We start from the raw sequence: 24,491 nt of genomic DNA on the forward strand, positions 1-24,491 counted from the left end.
TAGTATACCAAAAAAATCCCTCTTTGTTTAAAAAGAGGGATTTTGATATTTTTTCGGTAAGAAAATTACAATCCTACTGTCCAACCTTGAGCCCAAGTAGGGGTTGCAGTTCCATTACCTGCCCCTGTTGCAGAGGTGTTTTCAGTGTAAATTGATTCAATATCTACAGTACCACCTTCAGTATCTCTACCTTTCGTTTTCGTTGGGATATTATCGAATTTTACATTAGTAGCTTTTAAAGTACCGTCTAAAACATAACCTGTACCTTCTGAGTGTTGAACATCAAAACCAATTAAGAAGTTGCTCAATACTAAGTCATTAAAATTAGCTTTTGTACCAACTCTCAATTTTAAAGCTTGAGATTCAGTTCCTTGATCACCTAAACCTATTAAAGTCATTTTGTTAACTGTAGGATTAGAAATTGGTGATGCTAAATGGTTTGAAGAGTTATTATCTGCTTCGATACCTCTATTTCCTCTTCCTAAACCTAATTTTCCAAACCAAAATTCGTTTGTTCCGTTCCAACCTTCAGTCCAATCAAATTGATCATCTTCATTAGATGTAGAAACTAAATATTTAGTGTTAACAGTTCCACCAAAAAATTCAAAACCATCATCAGCACCTTCATGAACTTGTACATATTCAACAGTTGTTAGATTTCCAACTCCAAATAATGATAATCCGTTAAATTCTTTTTCGCTATTATATGCAAATCCTGAATACTCAATTCTTAAATATCTTATAGAACCAGAATTATCATTTGTAACTGTTCCTCCATAAGTTAACTCAGAAACTTCAGCTGAAGCTGTTAAACCTTTATTAATTGGAGCTTTACCACAAACAACTAAACCTCCCCATTGACCAGGAGCTTTTGTAGCTTTGTCACTAGTCATTACAACTGGATTAGAAGATGTTCCGTTTACAAATATTTTTCCCCCTTGAGCAACCACTATATAGGATGTTCCACTTGTTCCTTCAATTCTAGTTCCAGCTGGAATAGTTAAAGTTGCACCATCATTAACAACTAGCTTACCAGTTAATTTGTATACAGTTCCAGAATTTAATACTACTTCACCATCATTGATGTCACCTTTAAAGTCATTAGCATTAAGTTCAAATGTTGATGATGGTCTGTTATTATCGTCGTCATTTGAGCAGGAGGTAAATGCAAAAGAGGATATTAATGCAACTCCTAAGATTTTAATTAAATTTTTCATTTTGTGTTGTATTTTTATGTTTATAAATATTTGATGCAAAATTGAAGAATCTTAATCTAATCGAAGTTAATTTAACATGAACGTTTGGTTACGATACGTTGTTGTTTTTGTAAACAAAATGTTAATTCAGAAATAAATAAATACAATTTGTCAAAATCAAAAAGCTTCAATAGTATATTGAAGCTTTTTTTTGAATTTCTTTTTTTTATTAAAATTGATAACTGATTCCTAAACTAAAATTTACTCCTTTTTTATAAGATAAAACAGTTATGTCACGATCAATATTTTCTTGCGTTCTCTCAACTGTTGGGTCTAATATATTTCGTATTGTTAAGTTTAAACCTAAGTGTTTATTTAATTTTGATTTTGCTATAAAATCCAATGTACCCAATGCTTTATCAACTAGATTTCCTTTTGTTTCTGTTCCTAATGCATAAATTCGATCAGAAAAGTAAGAGTAGGAAAGCGTAGCCATTATGTTTGCTTCGTTTTTCCATTCTTTAAAGAATGAAACATCTCCATTTAATAATAAATCAGAGGCACCAGAAAAACTATCTTCTGTATTTGTTAAGTTGATGTTGTAGTTTGTTTCATCTCTTACTTTATCAGAATCGAGTTCTTGATTTGTTTGCATGTAGGAAGCATTAAAACCAGCCGTTAATTTATTTTGGTTTTCGCTGCCAAATTCATAGATGTTTTTTCTGATTTCAAATTCAATCCCGTAAACATGTCCCGTATCTCCTGTGTTTAGAAATGAAATATCGTTAGTTGAGGATGCTAAAGTTACTTCATTGATAGGGTTTTTAATATATTTCCCGAAAGCGGTTAATGAAATAACCTCTTCTTTTTTTGGAAAGAATTCCCATTTAAAGTCAACGTTATAATCTTCTGATGGATATAAATCTGGATTACCAATTTTTACTTCTGTTACATCTTCATAAACAAATAATGCTCTTTCTTTAAATTGAGGTAAAGTGTAGGTTTTGCTAGCTCCAAATCGTAGGTTGTTGCGTTCGTTTAATTCATATTTTAAAATTAAACTTGGTAAAAATTCGTTTCTTTCAAATGAATTTTGATTTCCTTCGTTATCAAGTTGCGTTTTCCAAGATACTTTTTGATAAACTTGCTCCATTCGAAGACCTAAAACAGAAGTTAATTTAGAGGTTAATTTGTACTCAGTAAGTCCAAAAACGGCATTTATATTTTGTTCACCATCATAAACTTGAGGTTCTAGATCACCACTAAATGTTTCAATAGTAAATAGATTATTAGCAAAATTTGTTTGATTAAAAAAAGTGTCTAAGTTGTTTGGGTCAACCACAGTATTTACTTGATTGTTCGCAATTTTAAAGTTAAATTGTGTAGCTTCAAAATCACGAGTTTTGAATCGACCATTGTATCCTACAGTTAATTTTCCTTTATAATTATCTTCTGTGTCTTTTTTGAATTTATAATCAAATGAAATCGTAGAGGCAAGTTCATCTTCAATTAGATTTTGGTAATAGCGATGATTATCAGATGTGGTATTTACTGCAAAAACATAACCGTTTTGATTTTCATTAAAAAACAAGGTGTTTTGTGTTCTGTCAGGCATATCACTTGTTATTCTATTAAAAGACCCACCCCAATTAAATTGTATTCTTTCACTTATTTTGTGTGAACCTAATAATTGGTTAATCATTAATTGATTCTGTGTGTAAGTGCCTCTTTGTATCAAACCATTATCATTTTCAGCAATATCTCTGATAAACCCATAAAATTCATCCTTCACTTGAGAAGAAGAGTTTACAAATAAGAAATTGTAATTTATTTTATGATTTGGATTGAATTTATAGCCAACATTAAACATTCCTGTTGAGTTTGTATTGTATGAATACATTTTTTGATTGAATGATTTTATCTCAGCTCCTTGAGCACTTACGCTTTGATTTAATCCCTCACGGTATGTAAAACCATTGTCAAAAGATGCCGTAGCAAAAAGACTTAATTTACCTTCTTCCCCAATACTAAATGATCTTCCGGCTTTTAAAACAAAATTTGAACCAATCGGATTGGCACTTTCCGGATTTAAACTATTTTCAAAAGTGAAAGCATTGAAAGGATTAGATGGGATAGCAGTATTTGTAAAACCAAATTTACTTGGACCTTGTTGTAGGTTGAAAACATCTTGTTGAACAGCATTGTTGTTAATAGTAGAACCTATTTCGATTTGAAAAAATTTCTTCCCTTTAAAATCTTTTGAAACGATATCAACATTTCCACCTGCAAAATCACCGTACATTCTACCGCTAAATACTTTGTCTATGGAGATAAATTCAACAATGTCAGTAGAAAAAAGGCTCAATGCAATGTTTTTCTTTTCAGGATCATTTGAAGGAATTGGCAAACCATTCATAGAAGTAGAATTGTAACGATCTCCTAAACCTCGAACAAAAATATTTCCAGAACCTTCTTGTTTTGTAATTCCGGTAGTTTTAGTAACAGCACCTGCCACATCGCTAACTCCTTTTCTTGAAAGTTCTTGAGCTCCAATACTTTGTTTTATCTCTACTGCTTTTTGTTGTTCTAACAATAAAGCACTTTCTTTTTCACGACTCACTGTTGTCTGTACTATAACATCTTGAAGCATTACTCCACCACCGGCTGTTAAAGCTCTGTTTACTGTAATGGTTTGATTTTCTTTTACTATAACCGGAACTTCAATAGTTTCATAACCTAAAAAGCTAAGTTGTAGTGTATAATTTCCGGATTCTACATTTAAAGAGTACTTTCCATTCTCATCGGTAGTCGTTCCGATTGTAGTTCCTTTAATCTGAACATTCGCAAAAGGAAGCGGCTCATTATTCATATCTTTGTCAGTCAAAACCCCTGAAATTGTTCCTTTTTGAGCTAAAACTGTACTGCAGATAAATAAGATAAAAAATAGAAATTTAAGTTTCATTTTGTATTGTTTAATTTTGGGGCAAAGGAACGGCTACCTTGTAAAGTTGATGTTATCTGCAGGTTACAATTTCGTTTCGTTTAAGTTACGAAAATGTTAACAGATTAAATTACAGTTAACATCGTAAATCATTTTGTATTATCTTTACCTTTACATCGCAAAACGCACATTATTTTGATATGAAAAAAAAGGAAATTAAAATCTTATTGGTTGATGATGAGCAAGATATACTCGAAATTGTTGGGTACAACCTCGCTCAAGAAGGCTATCAGATTGTTACGGCTGTCAACGGAAAAGAAGCAGTTCAAAAAGCGAAAAAAGAACTTCCTCACCTTATTATCATGGATGTCATGATGCCGGAAATGGATGGAATCGAAGCCTGTGAACATATTAGAAAGATTCCTGAATTAAGTAATGTTATAGTAGCTTTTTTAACCGCGAGAAGTGAAGATTATTCTCAAGTAGCCGGATTTGAAGCCGGTGCCGATGATTATATTGCCAAACCGATCAAACCAAAAGTTTTGGTGAGTAAAGTAAAAGCACTTTTACGTCGTTTAAAAGAAGATGAAACCAAAAACGATGTGTTAACCGTAGGAAACATTGAAGTGAATAGAGAAGAATACAAAATCATTCAAGGGGGTAAAGAAATTGTGTTACCCAGAAAAGAGTTTGAATTGTTTTATTTATTAGCTTCTAAGCCCGGAAAAGTTTTTAAAAGAGAGGAAATTTTGGATAAAGTTTGGGGTAATGAAGTGGTCGTTGGAGGAAGAACCATTGACGTACACATTCGAAAACTTCGCGAAAAAATTGGCGACGATCTTTTTAAAACCATTAAAGGTGTTGGTTACAAACTGGAAGTATAACTCAATTTCTTCTTTTGTTGAAAATAGTTTACTTTTGAGAACACATTAACCAAATGAAAACTGTTTTTAATGGCCATTAATTTTAAAAAGACTTACAAGTTTGCTGTAAAATCTGCATTGTACATTTCTTTATTTTCAATAGGTTTTTTAGTGCTTACAACTTATTTCTTTTATGAAATAAATTGGTTGTTTGTAGCTGTTTTTGGTCTATCCATTTATCTTTTTTCTTTCTTTGTAATTCAATATCGGGTCGAACGCTTTATCTACAGAAGGGTAAAGAAAATCTATGACGATGTGTCATTATTAGATTCTTCAACATTGCGAAGTCAGCCTATCACAACGGATATGGCGACACTTACCAAAGAAGTAAAAAAGTTTGCTACTGATAAAAAATTGGAAATTGAAACGCTGAAAGTGCGTGAAGAATACAGAAGAGAATTTTTAGGAAATGTTTCCCATGAGTTAAAAACACCTTTGTTTACGGTACAAGGCTATATTTCTACTTTGTTGGATGGAGCCATGAGCGACAAAACGCTTCGTAAAAAATACCTCGAAAGAGCAGAAAAAGGGGTAGAACGTCTCATCTACATTGTGAAAGATTTAGATATGATTACCAAACTCGAAACAGGTGATTTGAATTTAGAATATTCAATTTTTGACATAGTAGAATTGGTGAAAAATGTTTTTGATTTGCTTGAGATGAGAGCGAACAAAAAAAATATTACACTCACTTTTGATACCAAATATGCAGAACCAATTTATGTACATGCCGATCAGGAAAAAATACAACAAGTGGTCACAAATCTCGTGATGAATTCTATTAAATACGGAAAAGAAGGTGGAACTACAGAAGTAAGTATTGAAAATTTAGTTAAAAATAAAATTATTGTCAGGATTACAGACAATGGTGAAGGTATTCAAAAACAACACATTCCTCGCCTTTTTGAACGTTTTTTTAGAGTAGATAAAAGTGGTGCTCGTTCCGAAGGCGGTTCCGGATTAGGTTTAGCGATTGTGAAACATATCATCGAAGGACACAAAGAAAAAATTTATGTTGAAAGTCAGTATGGAGTAGGTTCAGAATTTTCATTTACGCTCGAAAAGCAGAAATAAATCATTTTTTTGTAGATTCTCTAACAATGATTTGTGTATCTAAAACCACACTTTCAATGGTTTTTGGCTGTTCCTCCTTAACTGCTTTTATTTCTTTTAAAAGTAAATTAAATGAACTTACACCCATTTCATAACTAGGTTGGTCAACCGTACTTAATTTAGGTTGAATCACTTGTGACATAAACCAATTGCTAAAACCGATGACTGCTATTTGTTCTGGCACTTTAATATGGTGTTCGTTCAAATAAGCCAAAACACCAACGGCAACCAAATCTGTGATGACAAATATGCCATCTACATCGGGATGATTTTCACAAATTTCTTTCGCAAAGGCATAGCCTTCTTCAAACGAAACGCGAACACAGGTGTAAACTAAATTTTTATCAAAAGGGATGTTATTTTTTTCCAACGCTTTTTTGTATCCTAAAAAACGATCAATAGCATTTTGAGGATTTACAGGACCTCGAATGTGGGCAATTTTTTTGCAACCCACAGAAATCAAATGTTCAACTGCAGCGGCAGCTGCTTTTTGGTCATCAATAATTACTTTAGAACACGGAATCATTTTCGTGATTTTATCAAACATCACAAAAGGGATGTTACGATGAATAATTTCACGAATATGGTCATCATCATTCGACTCGTTTGACAATGACATTATGATTCCATCTACTCTTTTATTAATTAAAAGTTGAACTTGCTTTTTCTCCAATTCTAATGATTCATTTGATTGAAGAATAATCACCAAATATTCATTTTTTTCTGCTTCAGCTATAATCCCATTAATGACGCTTGAAAAAAAATGATGAACAACTTCCGGTATTATTAATCCAATTGTTTTTGATTCTTTAGTTCGTAAATTTACAGCAAAGGAATTGGGCGTGTAGTGTAATTCTCGTGCTAATTCCAATACACGTTCTCTCGTTTTAGGACTTACATCGGAGTAGTTTTTTAATGCTTTCGAAACCGTGGTTATGGAAATGTTCAATTTCTCAGCAATTTCCTTTAATGTAGTCTCTTTTTCTTTCATAATACAAATATGGAAAAAAATACGATACAAAAATCGAAAACGTTTTCGGTTACTTCGAAAACGTTTTCGATTATAAATCATGAATATTTTAGCAAGATAAAAATTAGATTCGTAAAAAATATTACTAATTTTTATTAACTAAACAAAACAAAATGAAGTCAAAATTACTATTTAAAAAAGTTGCTTTTCTTTTTCTATGTTTTTGTTCTTTACCCATTTTTGCTCAGTCCGGTACAATTGAAGGTGTTGTAAAAGACAATGCCGGAAATACTTTACCGGGTGTAAATATTGTGGTAGAAGGAACATCAAAAGGAACTTCATCGGATATGGATGGTGTTTTTCAACTTTCAGGGTTAGAAAACGGAAATGTAACTTTAGTAGCCTCTTATATCGGCTACAAAACAAGAAAACAAGTTGTAAATGTAAACGGTGCGACCAAAACAGAATTGATTCTGGTTGAAGATGCTACACAATTAGATGATGTGGTAGTGACGGGGGTAATTAATCCAAGATCAAAATTACAATCGAGTGTTTCGATTAGTTCAGTTTCAACCACGCAAATTGAACAAGCTGCTCCAAGAGCAACAGCAGAAATTTTCCGTTCAATCCCCGGTATTAAATCAGAGTCTACAGGAGGTGAGGGTAATGCCAATATCACGATTAGAGGTATTCCCGTTGCATCAGGAGGAGCAAAGTTTCTTCAAATTCATGAGGATGGCTTGCCGGTAATGCAATTTGGCGATGTTGCCTTTGGTAATGCCGATATTTTTGTGCGTGCCGACCAAACAATTTCACGAGTAGAAGCTATTCGTGGAGGTTCTGCTTCTACTTTGGCAAGTAATTCTCCAGCCGGTATCATTAACTTTATCAGTAAAAATGGTAAGACTGAAGGAGGCTCTTTAATGCAGTCTTTTGGTGTTGACTTTGATAATTATCGTACTGATTTTGAATATGGTTCTCCTATAAGTAATGGGTTGTTCTTTCATGTTGGTGGTTTTTATCGTCAAGGAGAAGGCCCAAGAAATGCAGGATATACTGCAAATGTTGGAGGTCAAATAAAAGCAAACATGACCAAAGAATTTGAAAAAGGGCATGTGCGTTTATATTTCAAGCATCTAAATGACAGAGCAATTGGTTATCTGCCAATGCCTGTAAAAGTAAGTGGTACGAATTCAAATCCAAATTGGAGTTCATTACCTAACTTTGATATTTTATCTGACACTCAACATAGTGCTTTGTTTTTAGATAATTTAACCGTTGGTCAAGATGGACAAAGAAGAAGAAGTAATATGGCTGATGGTATGCGTCCGATTGCAACTTCATTTGGTGGTGAACTTTCTTTTGATATTGGAAATGGATGGAAAATAGAGGACCGATTCAGACAAAATTTCCACAGAGGTCGATTTGTTTCTCCATTTCCAGCTCAAGTGCAAACAGCTGCAGATTTTGCAACAGAATTTGGTGTGCCTAATTTAACTTATGCAAATGGTGCTCAAGTAGGTAATAGCGTGAACGGGAATGATCTAGTAATGAGAATCCACACCTTTGACACTGAAATTAATAACTTTAATAATTTCACCAATGATTTGAAATTGTCTAAAAAATTCGGTGATTTCGATTTAACATTGGGATATTATAAAGCCTATCAAACCCTCTCGATGTCATGGTTATGGAATTCGTATTTAATGGAAGTGAAAGGCGACAATGCCGCTTTATTGAATGCAGGTTCCAATTCAGTTAACGGTTTATATGCTTACGGGGTTCCTTTTTGGGGCAATTGCTGTACTAGAAATTATGATACTAATTATGATATAACCGCACCTTATATTGCAGGTCAATATAAATTTAGCGATAAATTTAATGTCGATGTAAGTTTGCGTTTTGATAGTGGAAAAGTTAGAGGGACATATGCAGGTGCTGTTCAATCTACTGATTTAGATGTTAATGATAATGGCACAATCGAAGGTCCGGAAGCTAGCGTATCTGTCGTAGATAATGCCAATCGTTTACCTGTAAATTATGATTTTGATTATGTTTCCTATTCTGTTGGTGGAAATTATATGTTAGCTGAAAACCAATCGCTTTTTGCGAGATATAGCCGTGGTGGTAGAGCCAATGCCGACAGATTATTATTTGGAGCAAATATTCTTCCCTCTGGTGCTGCTGTTTCCGGATTGAGTGCAGATATGGTAGATCAAGCGGAAATTGGTTATAAAAGAAGAGGAACTAACCATACTTTTTATGCAACTGGGTTTTATGCATTGACTTCTGAGCAAAACTGGGATTTTGCTCCTACTGGAATTCGTCAAATTCAAAGAGAATATACTGCATATGGTTTAGAATTAGAAGGAAGTTATACCGTAAATAAATTCAACTTTAATGGAAGTATTACTTGGACAAAAGCTGAAATCTCAAAAGACGTGATCAATCCTGCAGTTGAAGGAAATACCCCAAGAAGACAAGCTGATTTTATTTATAACGCCATAGCTGCATACAAGTTTGGTGCAGATGGAAAACATAATGTTGGTGTTTCTTTAATTGGAACAACAAAATCTTTTGCACAAGATAACAATGAGTTAATCATGCCGGGTTATGTGTACTTCAATCCGTTTGTAAACATAGAATTAACAAAAGGTTTGATGGCTTCTTTAAACGTGAATAACGTTTTCAATACTATCGGAATTACAGAAGTAGAAGAAGGTAGCATTGTTGAAAACACAGATAATATTTTAAGAGCACGTTCGATCAATGGTAGAACAACTTCTTTAACTTTATCTTACAGATTTTAAGAGTTAGGTTTATTTTCATATTGAATTGTTTTAAAGTAAGTTCCTGAATCCTACGGGGTTCGGGAACTTTTACAACTAATAATTTCTTGATAAAGCATTAAACAATAAAAATAACTGAATCATGAAAAGTTTTTTTTTAACCATCTTTTTTTTGTTTTCAATACAAATTGGGTTCTCTCAGGAAAATAGACCTAAAAATAATCAATCAACAATATTGATTTATGGAAGTGACACCTGCCATTATTGTTTAGATACCAAAAAATATGCAGAAGAACATCAATTGAAGTTTATTTATTTTGATATTGATAAAGATGAAAAGGCTTTAAAAGAAATGCTTACTAAACTCCGCCAAAACAATATTAGCACTTCAAATTTAAATTTACCGGTGGTAGATAAAAACGGATTGGTTTTTACCAATGAAGTTGATTTTAACTCTTTTTTAAAAAAATTAATAGAATAAAAATCCTAGCATGATACAAAAAGGTAAAATGAACTTTTGGCAAATCTGGAACATGAATTTCGGTTTTTTTGGAATTCAATTCAGTTTTGGGTTACAACAAAGTAACATGAGTGCTATTTACAAATTTTTAGGTGCCGATGAAGCGAGTTTGCCTATGCTTTGGTTGGCCGGTCCTGTCACCGGACTTCTGGTTCAACCCATAATTGGTGCCATTAGTGACGGAACTTGGTCTCCCAAATTCGGCAGAAGAAAACCTTTCTTTTTGATTGGGGCTTTAATTGCCAGCTTAGCACTTGTATTGATGCCTTTTTCAACCACCATTTTTATGGCGGCCAGTTTGCTATGGATTTTAGACGCGGCTAATAATATTGCCATGGAACCTTATCGGGCTTTTGTGGCTGATAGATTGCCCAAAGAGCAACATTCTATTGGATTCTTAATGCAAAGTTTTTTTACCGGTTTAGGGATCACTTTGGCAAATTTTACGCCTGCTATTTTAGTTTCATTAGGAATTTTAGCTATTACCGATAAATTTGAAAACGGTATTCCAACTTATACCTATTGGGCGTTCTTTATTGGAGCTTTTGCTTCGGTAGTTACGATTTTAATATCTGTATTTACCACAAAAGAAATACCACCTTCATCTGAAGAATTGGAAGAACTTTTAGAAAAGAAAAAAACTCCGGTTGTTCAACGCACTTTTACGGAAATAAAAGAAGCATTTATCAACATGCCGTTGACGATGAAACAATTAATTCCGGTCAAATTTTTTACTTGGTACGCCATGTTTTGTTATTGGCAATACATTACTTCTACCTTATCTATTTCATTATACAATACAACCGATCAAGCCAGTGAAGGTTTTTCTAAAGCTCAATTGCTAACCGGAAGTTTAAACGGAACATACAACATCGTCTGCTTTGTGGTAGCTTTTGCATTGGTGCCGTTAGCCTTAAAAATTGGTGCTAAAGGCGTTCATTTTTTTGCTTTAATTTTAGGAGGAATAGGCGTGTTTTCAATTCCATATTTGAATGATACTACTTTACTGTTTCATTTGTACAATCCATTCGGAGAATCCATCGAAATAACCACATTATTTCTTTATCCTGTTGGTCTTGGTATTGCATGGGCTTCTATGTTGGCTATGCCTTATCAATTGTTGGCCGGTTCTATTCCAAAAGAAAAAACCGGAGTTTACATGGGCATTTTCAACATGTTCATAGTGATTCCAATGGCAATTCAAGTTTTGTCTATGCAATTTTTTGTGTACGATTGGTTGGGGCAAAATCCGGTGAATGTGATTCGATTAGCGGGAATATTTTTGATTATCGGTGGTGTATTAACGTTATTGATTAAATTAAAAAACAAAAATGAATTAGTTACATGAGTTCACTAGTTTACCATAAAGCAATTGAATTATTACACCGAGTTTCCTCTCCTCAGGGTTTTGAAGCTTCGGCAAATGATGTGTCCAATTACAAACGCGTTTGGGCTCGTGATGGCGTCATTTGTGGATTAGCGGCTTTGGCTTCTAACGATGAAGAATTAATCGCTACATTTCAAAAAACCCTTCAAACATTAGCAGATCATCAACATGAAATAGGAACTATTCCTTCTAATGTCAACTTTACAGAAAAAGGTGTTGAAGTAAGTTATGGCGGTTTGGCAGGCAGAGTTGACGCAGTGAGTTGGTTTATTATCGGAGTTTGTCAATTAGCTCATTACAAAGATGACAGCGAAATAGTGAAGTTTTATTCCAAACGAATCGAAAAAGCCATTCATCTTTTAGAATGTTGGGAGTTCAATAATAATCATTTGATGTATGTTCCCATTTCCGGAAATTGGGCCGATGAATACATTACGGATGGATATGTTTTATACGATCAGTTATTACGAATTTGGGCTCTAAAAAGTTATAATCATTTTATTCAAAGTGAAAAAATAGCCTTTAAAATATGGGCGATTACTGAAAAAATAGTTCATAATTTTTTACCCAATTCAAAAGTTGAAAAAGTACATCCCAAAGCCTATCATGAAGCGGAAATAAAAGAATTTATGCCTTGTTCTTTTTCTCCATCCGGATACAAAATGTATTTTGATGCTTTCGCCCATTCTTTGGCTTTTTTGTTAAGTATTGGAGATACAGATTTTCAAAAAACGGTAATAAATTACACTAAAAAAATCAAAGGAAACTTACCTTTAAAATTGGTTCCTGCTTTTTGGCCGCCAATTCATCCTACTGATTGGGTATGGAATATTTTAAAAAGTAACTGCAAATACGAATTTAGAAATCAACCCTATGAATTTCATAATGGTGGGAGCTGGCCAATGGTGAATGGATTTTTTGGCTTAGCTCTAAAACAAATGGGATTAAATCAAGAATGTGAAAACGTGTTGAATGCTTTAAATCAAGCAAACGCTTTGTCGGATTTTGGATTTTATGAAAATTTTAATTCAGAAACCGGAGAACCCAATGGCGTTCGTTTTTGTGCTTGGAGTGCAGCCGCAACTATTTTGGTAGAAAAAACAATTGAAGAAAATTTCAAATTAGTATTTTAAAGTGGAAAAAAAGATTGACATACTTTCTGTGGGAGAAGTTTTAATTGATTTTATTGGTCATGAAATAAATACTTCCATAAACCGAACCAAAGATTACCATCGTTTTTTAGGAGGTTCACCTACCAATGTGGCGGTAAATGCCTCGCGTTTAGGATTGAATGCGGTGCTTGTTGCAACTTGCGGTCAAGACGGTTTAGGCGACTATATTATCAGAAAACTCAAAGCAAACGGTGTTCAAACAGACTATATTTTTAAATCGGAAGAAAAACCAACTTCCGTCATTTTTGTTTCTAAATCTACTGAAACGCCCGACTTTATTCCTTACCGAGAAGCAGATTGCGAAATTTACCCTTCCCAAATTTCGGATGAGTTACTTTTGTCTTCTAAAATTTTCCATACTACTTGTTTTGCATTGAGCAGAAATCCGGCTCGTGAAACCATTTTGGAACGTGCTGAACGTGCAAAAGAATTAGGATTAAAACTGAGCATTGATTTAAATTTTTCTGAACGAATTTGGCCTAACCGACCGGAAGCCATTGAAATAATTCAACGCTATTTAGCCACAGATCCGTTAGTAAAAATTAGTGAAGATGATTGTTACCGATTATTTGCTTCCATGAAATCGGAAGACTATATTTTTGAGTTTTTTCATGCAATGGGTGCACAAACTATTTGTTTAACCAAAGGCAAAAAAGGAGTTGTTTTATCTGATAAGGAAAAAGGACTTATTTTTCAAGATGCTTTGCCAGTCAAAGAAATAAAAGATGCTACCGGAGCCGGCGATGCCTTTTGGACTGGTTTCCTGTATGCTCAACTTCACAAAAGAACTTTGAATGAGAGTATAACCATAGCTCAAAAATTAGCTGGAATTAAATTGCAAAATGTTGGTAGATTACCCGATGATATGAATATTAACCAATTGATTATTTGATTTTCTTATCGAAAAGCAGAAATAAATTCTTCCAATTCAATTCACTTTTAAAATTTTGCAACCCTTTGTATAAATCCACTTCATATAAATTTTCAATCACAAATTTTTCTTGCTTGGCATAAGGAACTAATCCATCTTTTTTATATTTCTTAGCCAAATATTCTTGCTCAAATTGACCCGGAGTGGGAATGAAAAATGCTTTTTTCCCTAGTTTTGCCAAATCCATTACTGTGGTGTAACCGGAACGACAAAGCACCAATTCACTTTCATTAAATGTCTGTTCGAGTTGTCCAGAAGTCATAAAATTATAAAAAGTAACTTGGTTAATTTGTTCCGATTTTTGTTCAGCTTCAATCACACCTCGAACAAAAACAATATCGCCCACATAGCGTTTGATCTCTTCTTTTAAATGCATTTCCAACATCGAACGTTGCGGCTCGGGACCTGAAAGTATCACCATTAAATCATATTTTTTTGGCAACTCTTTTTTGTTTAATCGACTTAACGGACCAATGTAGTTTATCTTAAAATGCGGATTTTTCAAATGGCCTAATTTTCCGGTCAAGTTTGGAATTTCTGCCACATCCGGAACCCAACATTCATCATATTTTTTAATGATGTATTGATGCAATTTGCTTGTAATCCAACTTGTATTACCGGTTAATACATTCAATTGATGGGTAATAAAAACAGAAGGCACTTTTTTTGAATAAATGCCTAATCGATTGTCGGAAATGATACCGGCTAAACCATATTCTTTCACCCACTTTTTTACCATTTTTCTTTCCAAATAGATGGCCTCCATCATTTTCGGACTGTTTTTTATCAACTTCCATTTAAAAAAAGCTCCGTTCTTGGCATATTCAATTTGATAGGAGGGTAATTCCAAAAAAATTAATTCCGGAAATTCTTTTTGTAAGATCTGTAATGCCACACCATCGGAAGCGATAACGGGTTCAAAATTGTTTTCCATTAATGCTTCAATAATCGGAATACAACGTGTAGCATGTCCCAAGCCCCAATTCAAGGGAGCAACGAGAATTTTTGGTTTAACAGTTTCCAAGTCTTGATAACTCATTTAATAACTGTAAAAGTAGTATTAATTTTGATTGGGTATATTTCCCTAATTTTACCAAAAAATTAAATTAAGTGGGCAGTAAGAATAAATTAAAGCGTTTTAAAGAAAACGAAACCTTTCAGAATGTGATAGAACCAACCCGTGAAGAAGTAGTTTCAGGTGATTTTAAATGGAAAGGAAATTGGAATAAGCACTTTTTTAAAAACGATAATCCAATTGTTTTGGAATTAGGTTGTGGTAAAGGCGAATATTCAGTAGGTTTAGCTGAACGCTATCCAAACAAAAATTTCATCGGAATTGACATAAAAGGAGCTCGATTTTGGCGAGGTGCCAAAACAGCGGTTGAAATCGGCTTGCATAATGTTGGTTTCCTTCGCACACAAATTGAATTAATTGAATATTGTTTTGCCGAAAATGAAGTGGATGAAATTTGGATCACCTTTCCGGACCCACAAATCAAATACAAACGAACCAAACACCGAATGACCAATACACAATTTTTACAACGCTATAAAAAAGTATTGAAAAAAGACGGAATTATTCACTTGAAGACGGATAGCGAATTCATGCACGGTTACACACTCGGATTGTTACACGGTGAAGGTCATGAAGTAATTTATGCCAATCATAATGTCTATCGAAATGAAGGTTCGCCGGAAGTAGTAACCGCCATTCAAACCTTTTATGAAAAACAATATTTAGAAATTAATAAAGCAATAACTTATATACAATTTAAGATAAAGTAAGCAAAAACCAAAACCAATTTAAATGAACATAAGCCTTCCCCTCCTTCTCGGACTTTCGGCCGCAGCCATCGGAACAACTCCACCCGGATTGCTCAACATGACTGCCGCAAAAGTAAGCATGAGAGACGGAAGAAATCGTGCGTTGTGGTTTGCGTTTGGAGCTTCAATTATTGTTTTTTTTCAAACGTTATTAGCGGTATTATTTGCCCGGTTTATTGATAGAAGAGCCGATATTAGTGTAATTTTACAAGAAATTGGGTTGGTAATTTTTACGGTTTTAACGATTTATTTTTTTTGGATTGCCAAAAAACCTAAACCCAAAAAAAAGAAAGAAGAAGTCAAAATGCGAACGAAGTCGAGTCGTTTCTTTTTAGGAATGTTGTTGTCTTCACTCAATGTATTTCCGGTCCCGTATTATGTGTTTATAAGCATTACGCTTGGTTCTTATGGGTATTTTCAATTTGACACTTTCTTTATTTACACTTTTTCATTTGCCACAGCTATTGCGGCTTTTTTAGTTTTTTTTGGCTATATTTCTTTTTTTAAATCGAAAGAAAGGAAAGATACTTTTTTATCCAAAAACATTAATTATGTGATTGGTTCCATAACCGGTGTTGTGGCACTAATTACATTATTTAAAATTTTATCCCGTTAAATTCAAGATGGAAGATAATTTCTTTGAAAAAGTGTATGCCATCGCCAAACAAATTCCTTGTGGGAGAGTGACTTCCTATGGAGCCATTGCCAAAGCATTAGGAACCGCTCGTTCAGCCAGAATGGTAGGCTGGGCAATGAATGCTTCCCATAATCGCGAAGATATTCCGGCACATCGTGTGGTCAATCGAAAAGGAATACTTTCCGGTAAACATCACTTTCAAGGCACCAATTTAATGCAGCAATTGCTGGAAAGCGAAGGTATTGAAGTGATGGATAATCAAATCGTTAATTTTGAAAAAGTTTTTTGGAAACCGGATGTTAGCAAATTGTAATTATTTCCTAATTTTTCAAAAAATTTCAAAAATACAACACTATATCAAGAAATTAAACTGATATTGAAAAACTGTTAACCGAAACTGAACACTGCGATTGAATACTGCGACTTCTCATCTATCCCCCCATAAACATTTTCAATTCTTTAACTACTGTTTCTCTACTTTTCGTATTATCTTTGCAATCTAAATTCAGTTTAAATAAAAACGAATTTTTTATTAATTCAAAATTACCCAAAATTTTGGGTGTGGTAAATTATGAAACTCGATAGAAAAGAAATTCTCAAAGCTCTAGAAACCATTTCTGTAGCTGGCGAAGGGAAAAATATGGTGGAAAGCGGAGCGGTGCAAAACGTACTCACTTTTGGCGATGAAGTTGTGGTGGATTTACTTTTGTCCACTCCGGCATTACACATCAAAAAGAGAGCCGAGGTTGATATCATCAAAACCATTCATGATTTGGTGTACGAAAAAGCCAAAGTAAAAGTGAATATTAAGATAGAAGCTCCTCAAAAACCAGAAAATCCCAACCTAATCAAAGGAAAACCAATTCCCGGAATTAGTAATATCGTAGCCGTAGCCTCCGGGAAAGGAGGTGTTGGGAAATCTACCGTAACTGCCAATTTAGCCGTAACGTTGGCCAAAATGGGATTCAATGTAGGGGTGCTTGACGCTGATATTTACGGGCCATCGATGCCTATTATGTTCGATGTAGAAAATGAAAAACCAATTTCAGTTGAGGTAGATGGCAAGTCAAAAATGAAACCGGTTGAAAGTTACGAAGTAAAAATTCTTTCCATCGGATTTTTCACGAAACCCGATCAAGCCGTTATCTGGCGTGGACCCATGGCAGCCAAAGCCTTAAATCAAATGATTTTTGATGCCGATTGGGGTCAACTTGACTTTTTATTAATTGACTTACCTCCCGGAACAGGCGATATTCACCTTTCTATCATGCAATCGCTTCCTATCACAGGAGCTGTTGTAGTGAGTACGCCACAAGCAGTAGCATTAGCCGATGCTAAAAAAGGAGTGTCCATGTTCAAATCAGATGCCATTAGCGTTCCCGTTTTGGGAATTATCGAAAATATGGCTTATTTCACACCGGAAGAACTACCAAACAACAAATATTATATCTTTGGAAAAGAAGGAGCTAAAAACTTAGCCGAAGATTTGCAAGTACCGGTTTTAGGTGAAATTCCACTTGTGCAAAGCATCCGTGAAGCGGGAGATTACGGTCGTCCTGCCGCGTTGCAAACGGCTACACCATTAGAAACTGCTTTTGAAGAAATAGCTAGAAACGTTGTCCAAGAGGTTGTGGAACGAAATGAAACGTTGCCACCCACCGAAGCAATCAAAATAACTACCATGGCTGGTTGTTCAGCTGTAAAAGGGAAAAAATAATGACAAAAGAAGAAATCAAAATCGGAATAGAAAATGCGTTGAATGAAATTCGACCTTTTCTCGAATCAGACGGAGGAAACATTTCGTTAGTTGACATCATCGAAGACAAACACGTAAAAGTCCGTCTAGAAGGGGCTTGCGTAGCTTGTAGTGTGAACCAAATGACGTTGAAAGCCGGTGTAGAGACGACCATCAAAAAATACGTACCTCAAATCGAGACAGTCGAAAACGTAGCTTAATTTTTTGGGCGTGCCCACAAGGGTCGGGCTTTCACCACTCGCTTTTTTGAGACATCCCGAAGGGCTGCCTCAAAAAGAGCTCAAACAATGGTTCAATCCCTCACGCAAATCGTGCCAACTGATAAAAATCATATTCCAAAGGTAAAAGAACAACTATTTTCGCAAAGTATAATTTAAAAAACTCAGAACCTCAGAACCTCAGAACCTCAAAAAAAATGATTCAAACCGATATACTCATCATTGGTGCCGGCCCAACTGGACTTTTCGCTGTTTTCGAAGCCGGATTGTTACAATTAAAATGTCATTTGATTGACGCACTCCCACAACCTGGAGGTCAGTTAGCCGAATTATATCCCAAAAAACCAATTTTTGATATTCCGGGTTATCCGGAAGTATTGGCTGGAGATTTGGTGAATAATTTAATGGAGCAAATTAAACAATTTCAACCGGGATTTACACTGGCAGAAACGGCTGAAACCATCGAAAAACTAGAAGACGGAACGTTTATTGTAACAACCAATAAAGGCACAAAACATCATGCTAAAGCGGTCGCCATTGCCGGTGGATTAGGAACATTTGAACCTAGAAAACCTGCCATTGAAAACATATCTTTTTATGAAGAAAAAGGAGTGGAGTATTTTGTAAAAGATCCTGAACTGTTCCGAGATAAAGATATTGTTATTGCCGGTGGAGGAGATTCCGCTTTGGATTGGAGTATTTTTCTGTCTAATGTAGCAAAATCGGTTACTTTAGTGCATAGAAGAAACGAATTCAGAGGGGCATTAGATTCCGTTGAAAAAGTGCAAGAGCTAAAAAAATTGGGTAAAATTAATTTAATTACACCCGCAGAAGTTGTAGCGATAAATGGGAAAGACCATGTTGAAAGCATTGTTTTAGAAAATGATGGCATCCAACAAACAGTAGAAACCGATTATTTTATTCCGCTTTTTGGCTTAACACCAAAATTAGGAGCTATCGCCAATTGGGGATTAGAGATTGAAAAGAATGCCATCAAAGTAAATAATGCTTTAGATTATCAAACCAACATTGAAGGAATTTATGCCATTGGCGACGTAAATATTTATCCCGGAAAATTAAAACTCATTTTATGTGGATTCCACGAAGCTACATTAATGTGTCAAAGTGTTTACAACCGAATAAATCCCGGTAAAAAATACGTTTTAAAATACACTACTGTTTCCGGCGTTGATGGATTTGACGGAACACGTAAAGAAGCTGAAAAAGCGGTTGTAAAAGCAATAGAATAAATTTTTATCTTTGTATTATGGATGATACTATAAAAATGGATAGAAGTGTCGCTGCTAAAATTTCTTTTGAAGATGCAGATGACCATGTTACATTTTTTAAAGATAAATCACCAATAGAAAGATTAAATTATGCATGTGATATAATTAATTCTATTTTTAATTCTGATCCGCTACAAAAAGTTGATAGAACGATTATTTCCACTCGAAAACATGCCGACAAATCTCTTTAATGCTGACTTTTTAGATTTTTTAGAGCTTCTTGACAAGCATGATGTAGATTTTCTATTGGTAGGAGGTTATGCTGTTATTTTGCATGGCTATATAAGAAGCACTGGTGACTTAGATTTATGGATCAATAAAACGTCAAAAAATTATAACAATTTAAAAAAAGCGTACCTTGATTTTGGTGCCCCTATTTTTTCAAAAGAAGAATTTGAGAGCGATAAATTTGACGTTTGGAGTATGGGGAATGAGCCTCGAAAGATTGAAATTCTAACGCACGTAGACGGTTTGGTTTTTGAGGAAAGCAAGAAAAATTGTAATTGGTTAGCGTTAGAAAAAAGCAAGGTACCTTACATAGATTTTGACGATTTAATTAAAAATAAAATGGCATCTGGGCGATACAAAGATTTAGCCGATATAGAAGCATTAAAGAAGAAAAAGGAATAATGCAACAAGACATCACTATCAAAATCACCGATCGAAACGGAGTAAAGCATGAAGTACAAGCTCCAACCGATATGAACATGAACATCATGGAACTCATTCGTGCTTACGAGTTAGCCGAGGAAGGTACTGTTGGCGTTTGTGGTGGAATGGCCATGTGTGCCTCTTGTCAATGTTATGTTTTGAATGATGTAATTTCGCTGGAACGAAATCCGGATGAAGAAGCAATGCTTTGGGAGGCTTATCATGTGAAAGAGAATTCTCGTTTAGGTTGTCAAATTCCGATTACTCCTGAAATAGAAGGATTGGAAATTGAGATTGCTCCTGAGCAATAAATTAATTTCCCAAAATAGTGACTGCTATAGGAAGAATTCTCTCCACAAATTTAGAATAAGCCAATTCAGAGGGATGTAAATTATCAGAAGCAACTAAATTTGGGTTGTTTAAACCTTCTCGAGTAATATCTGTGATATTTACAAATTCAATTCCAAGTGATTTCGCATGATTTTGGGCGAATAAATTATAATTATCCAATTGATTAGAAATGTTCTCCGGATTTGAACTTCCCTGTCCGAAAGGGGTATATGCATAATCAGGAATAGAAACCACAATGACACGATTTTTATCTCCTTTTGCTAAGGTTATAGCCGTTTGAAGCAGTTCAGGAAATTCAGTTTCATATAATGAAAATGGTTTGTTTTGGTATTGATTGTTAACACCAATTAACAACGTTACCAAATCGTATTGAGCTTGCAAATTTTCATTTGCGATAGCGTTTTTTAAGTTCGTGGTTGTCCAACCGGTTTGAGCCACCACTTTTACAAAAATATTATCAGTAGAAGGTAAATAATTCATCAAACTATCTTTCAATTGTTCCGGAAATCGACAAGTCTCACAAACGTTTTGTCCAATTGTATAACTATCACCCAATGCTAAATAGTTAAGATTCCTAACTGTTGGTTCGGGAATAATTGGTGTTGTTTCATCTGTGGTTGAACATCCGATTATTGGTGTTATTACAGTCATTAAAAAGAAAATCAATTTTCTCATACTTTTTTAGTTTGGTAATCATTTAATTTATTTGGGCCTTCCAAAACTTCTTTTACAATTTGTAGTGTTCCATCTGATTTGGTATCAATAAACCATTTAATTAATGAAATAGTACCCTCAACAATCTCAATTCCGGTAATACTTCTAGGGTGTACACAACTTCCGTCATTAAAATAGTTGATAGAGTTGTCATTAATATTGGGAAAACGTGGACGATGCGTATGTCCGGTTATTGTGATAATATTATTATTGTCGGCAATCCATTTTTTTATCCTTCGTTCAATTTTAATTAATTCAACATAATTCTTAGCTGGACTCGTCGGGTCTTTTATTCCCCAAACTTGAAGAGGGTTCCATAAAATTTGAACCAAAAATCGATTGATTTTCCATCCAATGTAATTCATAAAATCGGCCTGATGACCGTGGGTTAAAAAAAGGTGCTGACCGGTTTCTGAATTTTCTAACACAATGGCTTCATGGTATTGAATTCCGGTAAAAAGTGGTTCGTCTTTACCTGCTTTTGGATCAAAAAAAGTGCTTAATTTTTTCTTTACCACATTTTTATCTCGATAAACCATGTCGTGATTGCCATAAATCATGTGCAACCGATTTGAATCATGAAATTTTTTTAAAAGTAAATACACATTTTTATGTGCTTCAAAAATTTCTTTAAAAAATAAATTCTCCCATAATTCATCACCGTCACCCAATTCACAATAACTGAAACCATTTGCGAAATAATGGTTCATCGCATGAAAATAAATATTTCGATTACTGGCAAAGTCATCGGCAAAACTGGCATCACCACGATGACAATCGCTAAAAAGAATAAACTTTGACTTGTTGTCAAACGGAATTCTTTTGGCATTTTTAAATGCTCTTGTGAGACGGGTTTGTGATGACATTTTTGAAATTAAATACTAAAGATAGTAGAAATCAATTAGTAGCAAACTTCTTTTTGAGAAATTTTTTCTTCTATCGCATCCCAAAGTGCAATTCGTTTATCTAAAGCTTGAATGGAAATTTCTTCTACTTCTTTCCATTTTGTTTCATTTTCTCCACATAATTCGTTTATCATTAGCATTGCCATTGGACCATGTTCATCACTATCTAGCTCAATATGTCTTTCAAAATAATAAATCAATTTAGACAAATCGGTTTCAGGAAAATTGGCTTGTAAATTTTTTAAGATAGCGGTAAACATCTCCGGGATCAAATCTTCTCTTCCAAAAGTGAATGCGGCAGCAATTTCATGAGCTTTACCTTGTTCAATGACACGGAATGTAAAATCTAGAAATGCTTTGATATTTGGATGTAAATCGCTTTGTTTGATTGAAACGAATATGTTTTGAGTTTGAATTACATTTTCTAAAAACAATTCTATTTGTCTAGTTTCTGCACCACATGATTGCATTGCATCAATATACATTTCGTAATGGCTTTGTCTTTTTCCGTCTATCGAAAGATCGGTTTCTTCTGCCAAAACGATTTCGTTAATAAGGTAACGTGTTTCTGGATTACCAACCGGTAACCAAGGGGTTGATGTGCAAGTTAAAGAAGCTTGAAGAGCTTTTAATAACGACATAAAATCCCATACGGCATATACATGAGACTCTTGAAATTGTCTTAAATCATCAATAGTTTTTATTTTTTTATATAACGAATGTTGCAATAATTGCTCTTTTAGGGGTTGTATTTTTTTATTGATAATTGAAATATTCATAGCATTTTTTATTTATATATACGAAGTGAAACGAATGATAGTTTTACCTATACAAAACTAAAAAAGCTTCATCGAAAGAGGAAGCTTTTTATATTGATTTTAATTATTGTTTAATTACTTGAATGCTTGCATACCTGTAATATCTGCTCCAGTAATTAACAAATGAATATCATGAGTACCTTCATACGTAATCACCGATTCTAAATTCATACTGTGACGCATAATTGAATATTCTCCGGTAATTCCCATTCCGCCAAGTATTTGACGAGCTTCTCTGGCAATGTTAATCGCCATGTCAACATTGTTTCTTTTGGCCATAGAAATTTGAGCCGTAGTTGCTTTTCCTTCATTACGCAAAACACCTAAACGCCACGTTAGCAATTGAGCCTTTGTGATTTCTGTAATCATTTCGGCTAATTTTTTCTGTTGCAATTGTGTCGCAGCAATTGGTTTATCAAACTGGATTCGTTCTTTGGCGTAGCGTAAAGCAGTGTCATAACAGTCCATTGCAGCACCTATTGCACCCCAAGCAATTCCGTATCTGGCAGAATCTAAACAACCCAGTGGTGCTCCTAATCCGGATTTACCCGGTAGTAAATTTTCCTTTGGAACTTTTACGTTATCAAAAATTAATTCGCCAGTAGCCGAAGCACGAAGTGACCATTTATTATGAGTTTCAGGTGTGGTAAAACCTTCCATTCCTCTTTCAACAATCAATCCGTGAATTCGTCCTTCTTCATTTTTTGCCCAAACTACGGCAATATCTGCAAATGGGGCATTGGATATCCACATTTTGGCACCGTTCAGTAAATAATGGTCGCCTTTATCTTTAAAATTAGTGGTCATTCCTCCCGGATTTGAACCATGATCGGGTTCTGTTAAACCAAAACAACCCATCATTTCACCGGTAGCTAGTTTTGGTAGATATTTCATGCGTTGTTCTTCGTTGCCATATTTCCAAATTGGATACATAACCAAAGAGGATTGAACGGAAGAAGTAGAACGAACTCCGGAATCACCTCTTTCAATTTCCTGCATAATTAACCCATACGAAATTTGATCTAAACCGGCACCACCGTATTCTTCCGGAATGTAGGGTCCAAAACCACCAATTTCTCCTAATCCCTTGATAATTTGTTTAGGGAATTCAGCACGTTGAGCATAATCTTCAATTATTGGAGACACTTCTCTTTTCACCCAAGCACGAGCAGAATCACGCACTAATTTGTGCTCATCAGTTAGCAAATCATCTAGTAAATAATAATCAGGAGCTTGAAATAAATCTGGTTTCATAATTTGTATAGTGTAAATTAGAGAGTACTAATTATTAAATTGACAATCTCTATTAGTTATAGAATCTTAACGAAAACGTTTGCAAAAATAGTTAAAGAAATGTAACAAATCAACGAACGATTGTTATATTTT

24 protein-coding genes are annotated in these 24,491 nt (G+C 34.4%); 16 read left to right on the plus strand and 8 right to left on the minus strand.

Features of this window, described 5'->3' with window-relative positions:
- Nucleotides 1-65 precede the first annotated feature (65 nt).
- A complete protein-coding gene (locus EQG68_RS00625; protein WP_129462856.1) occupies nt 66-1,217 on the minus strand; it encodes a hypothetical protein in 1,152 nt (383 codons plus the stop codon).
- Between the two features lie 208 nt (nt 1,218-1,425).
- Entirely contained in the window at nt 1,426-4,158 is a 2,733-nt protein-coding gene (locus EQG68_RS00630; RefSeq protein ID WP_129462857.1) for a TonB-dependent receptor, read from the minus strand.
- A gap of 179 nt (nt 4,159-4,337) precedes the next feature.
- Between EQG68_RS00630 and EQG68_RS00635 the strand changes: the two genes are divergently transcribed.
- Complete coding sequence (locus tag EQG68_RS00635; protein WP_129462858.1) at nt 4,338-5,021, plus strand: response regulator transcription factor; 684 nt, start codon at nt 4,338-4,340, stop codon at nt 5,019-5,021.
- Between the two features lie 69 nt (nt 5,022-5,090).
- Nucleotides 5,091-6,134, plus strand: a complete 1,044-nt coding sequence (locus EQG68_RS00640) for a sensor histidine kinase (protein WP_129462859.1) — start codon at nt 5,091-5,093, stop codon at nt 6,132-6,134.
- Between the two features lies 1 nt (nt 6,135).
- Here EQG68_RS00640 and EQG68_RS00645 read toward each other — a convergent pair whose 3' ends face one another.
- Nucleotides 6,136-7,164: a LacI family DNA-binding transcriptional regulator gene (locus EQG68_RS00645; protein WP_222845194.1), complete on the minus strand. Its 1,029-nt coding sequence runs from the start codon at nt 7,162-7,164 to the stop codon at nt 6,136-6,138.
- Nucleotides 7,165-7,316: 152 nt separating this feature from the next.
- On the opposite strand from EQG68_RS00645, the gene EQG68_RS00650 reads away from it, so the two are divergent.
- From EQG68_RS00650 to EQG68_RS00670, 5 genes are all read left to right on the plus strand, one after another.
- Nucleotides 7,317-9,953 carry a TonB-dependent receptor gene (locus EQG68_RS00650; RefSeq protein ID WP_129462861.1) on the plus strand — a complete coding sequence of 879 codons (2,637 nt, stop codon included), beginning with the start codon at nt 7,317-7,319 and terminating at the stop codon, nt 9,951-9,953.
- Nucleotides 9,954-10,074: 121 nt separating this feature from the next.
- The gene (locus EQG68_RS00655; protein WP_129462862.1) at nt 10,075-10,413 is read left to right on the plus strand and encodes a glutaredoxin family protein; all 339 of its coding nucleotides are present in this window, start codon (nt 10,075-10,077) and stop codon (nt 10,411-10,413) included.
- Between the two features lie 10 nt (nt 10,414-10,423).
- A complete protein-coding gene (locus EQG68_RS00660) occupies nt 10,424-11,800 on the plus strand; it encodes an MFS transporter (protein ID WP_129462863.1) in 1,377 nt (458 codons plus the stop codon).
- A complete protein-coding gene (locus EQG68_RS00665) occupies nt 11,797-12,972 on the plus strand; it encodes a glycoside hydrolase 100 family protein (RefSeq protein WP_129462864.1) in 1,176 nt (391 codons plus the stop codon). Before EQG68_RS00660 ends, EQG68_RS00665 begins: the two co-directional genes overlap by 4 nt.
- 1 nt (nt 12,973) lies before the next feature.
- Nucleotides 12,974-13,903 carry a carbohydrate kinase family protein gene (locus EQG68_RS00670; RefSeq protein ID WP_129462865.1) on the plus strand — a complete coding sequence of 310 codons (930 nt, stop codon included), beginning with the start codon at nt 12,974-12,976 and terminating at the stop codon, nt 13,901-13,903.
- On the opposite strand, the gene EQG68_RS00675 is transcribed toward EQG68_RS00670, so the two are convergent.
- Nucleotides 13,896-14,981, minus strand: a complete 1,086-nt coding sequence (locus EQG68_RS00675) for a glycosyltransferase (RefSeq protein WP_129462866.1) — start codon at nt 14,979-14,981, stop codon at nt 13,896-13,898. The two genes, EQG68_RS00670 and EQG68_RS00675, sit on opposite strands and share 8 nt — an antisense overlap.
- A gap of 71 nt (nt 14,982-15,052) precedes the next feature.
- Between EQG68_RS00675 and trmB the strand changes: the two genes are divergently transcribed.
- The 9 genes from trmB (at nt 15,053) to EQG68_RS00720 (ending at nt 20,628) form a co-directional block, all read left to right on the plus strand.
- The gene (gene trmB, locus EQG68_RS00680) at nt 15,053-15,727 is read left to right on the plus strand and encodes a tRNA (guanosine(46)-N7)-methyltransferase TrmB (protein WP_129462867.1); all 675 of its coding nucleotides are present in this window, start codon (nt 15,053-15,055) and stop codon (nt 15,725-15,727) included.
- A gap of 22 nt (nt 15,728-15,749) precedes the next feature.
- Nucleotides 15,750-16,382 carry a LysE family transporter gene (locus EQG68_RS00685; RefSeq protein ID WP_129462868.1) on the plus strand — a complete coding sequence of 211 codons (633 nt, stop codon included), beginning with the start codon at nt 15,750-15,752 and terminating at the stop codon, nt 16,380-16,382.
- Between the two features lie 7 nt (nt 16,383-16,389).
- A complete protein-coding gene (locus tag EQG68_RS00690) occupies nt 16,390-16,716 on the plus strand; it encodes an MGMT family protein (RefSeq protein ID WP_129462869.1) in 327 nt (108 codons plus the stop codon).
- Between the two features lie 258 nt (nt 16,717-16,974).
- The gene (locus EQG68_RS00695; protein ID WP_164975355.1) at nt 16,975-18,120 is read left to right on the plus strand and encodes an Mrp/NBP35 family ATP-binding protein; all 1,146 of its coding nucleotides are present in this window, start codon (nt 16,975-16,977) and stop codon (nt 18,118-18,120) included.
- On the plus strand, nt 18,120-18,359 hold the full coding sequence (locus tag EQG68_RS00700) for a NifU family protein (protein ID WP_026712115.1): 240 nt from the start codon (nt 18,120-18,122) through the stop codon (nt 18,357-18,359). Before EQG68_RS00695 ends, EQG68_RS00700 begins: the two co-directional genes overlap by 1 nt.
- 215 nt (nt 18,360-18,574) lie before the next feature.
- The gene (locus EQG68_RS00705) at nt 18,575-19,627 is read left to right on the plus strand and encodes an NAD(P)/FAD-dependent oxidoreductase (protein WP_129462871.1); all 1,053 of its coding nucleotides are present in this window, start codon (nt 18,575-18,577) and stop codon (nt 19,625-19,627) included.
- Between the two features lie 35 nt (nt 19,628-19,662).
- On the plus strand, nt 19,663-19,857 hold the full coding sequence (locus EQG68_RS00710; RefSeq protein WP_129462872.1) for a hypothetical protein: 195 nt from the start codon (nt 19,663-19,665) through the stop codon (nt 19,855-19,857).
- Nucleotides 19,838-20,296 carry a DUF6036 family nucleotidyltransferase gene (locus tag EQG68_RS00715; RefSeq protein ID WP_129462873.1) on the plus strand — a complete coding sequence of 153 codons (459 nt, stop codon included), beginning with the start codon at nt 19,838-19,840 and terminating at the stop codon, nt 20,294-20,296. The genes EQG68_RS00710 and EQG68_RS00715 overlap by 20 nt, the downstream gene beginning before the upstream one ends.
- Entirely contained in the window at nt 20,296-20,628 is a 333-nt protein-coding gene (locus EQG68_RS00720; RefSeq protein WP_129462874.1) for a 2Fe-2S iron-sulfur cluster-binding family protein, read from the plus strand. Before EQG68_RS00715 ends, EQG68_RS00720 begins: the two co-directional genes overlap by 1 nt.
- A 1-nt stretch (nt 20,629) precedes the next feature.
- On the opposite strand, the gene EQG68_RS00725 is transcribed toward EQG68_RS00720, so the two are convergent.
- From EQG68_RS00725 to EQG68_RS00740, 4 genes are all read right to left on the minus strand, one after another.
- The gene (locus EQG68_RS00725) at nt 20,630-21,343 is read right to left on the minus strand and encodes an SGNH/GDSL hydrolase family protein (RefSeq protein WP_129462875.1); all 714 of its coding nucleotides are present in this window, start codon (nt 21,341-21,343) and stop codon (nt 20,630-20,632) included.
- On the minus strand, nt 21,340-22,248 hold the full coding sequence (locus tag EQG68_RS00730; protein WP_129462876.1) for a metallophosphoesterase: 909 nt from the start codon (nt 22,246-22,248) through the stop codon (nt 21,340-21,342). Before EQG68_RS00730 ends, EQG68_RS00725 begins: the two co-directional genes overlap by 4 nt.
- A 35-nt stretch (nt 22,249-22,283) precedes the next feature.
- Nucleotides 22,284-23,066, minus strand: coding sequence for a DUF3050 domain-containing protein (locus EQG68_RS00735; protein WP_129462877.1), 783 nt, complete (start codon nt 23,064-23,066; stop codon nt 22,284-22,286).
- Between the two features lie 114 nt (nt 23,067-23,180).
- Complete coding sequence (locus EQG68_RS00740; RefSeq protein WP_129462878.1) at nt 23,181-24,359, minus strand: acyl-CoA dehydrogenase family protein; 1,179 nt, start codon at nt 24,357-24,359, stop codon at nt 23,181-23,183.
- Nucleotides 24,360-24,491 lie beyond the last annotated feature (132 nt).

The sequence above is a fragment of the Flavobacterium piscinae genome, assembly GCF_004122145.1.
Lineage (GTDB): Bacteria > Bacteroidota > Bacteroidia > Flavobacteriales > Flavobacteriaceae > Flavobacterium > Flavobacterium piscinae.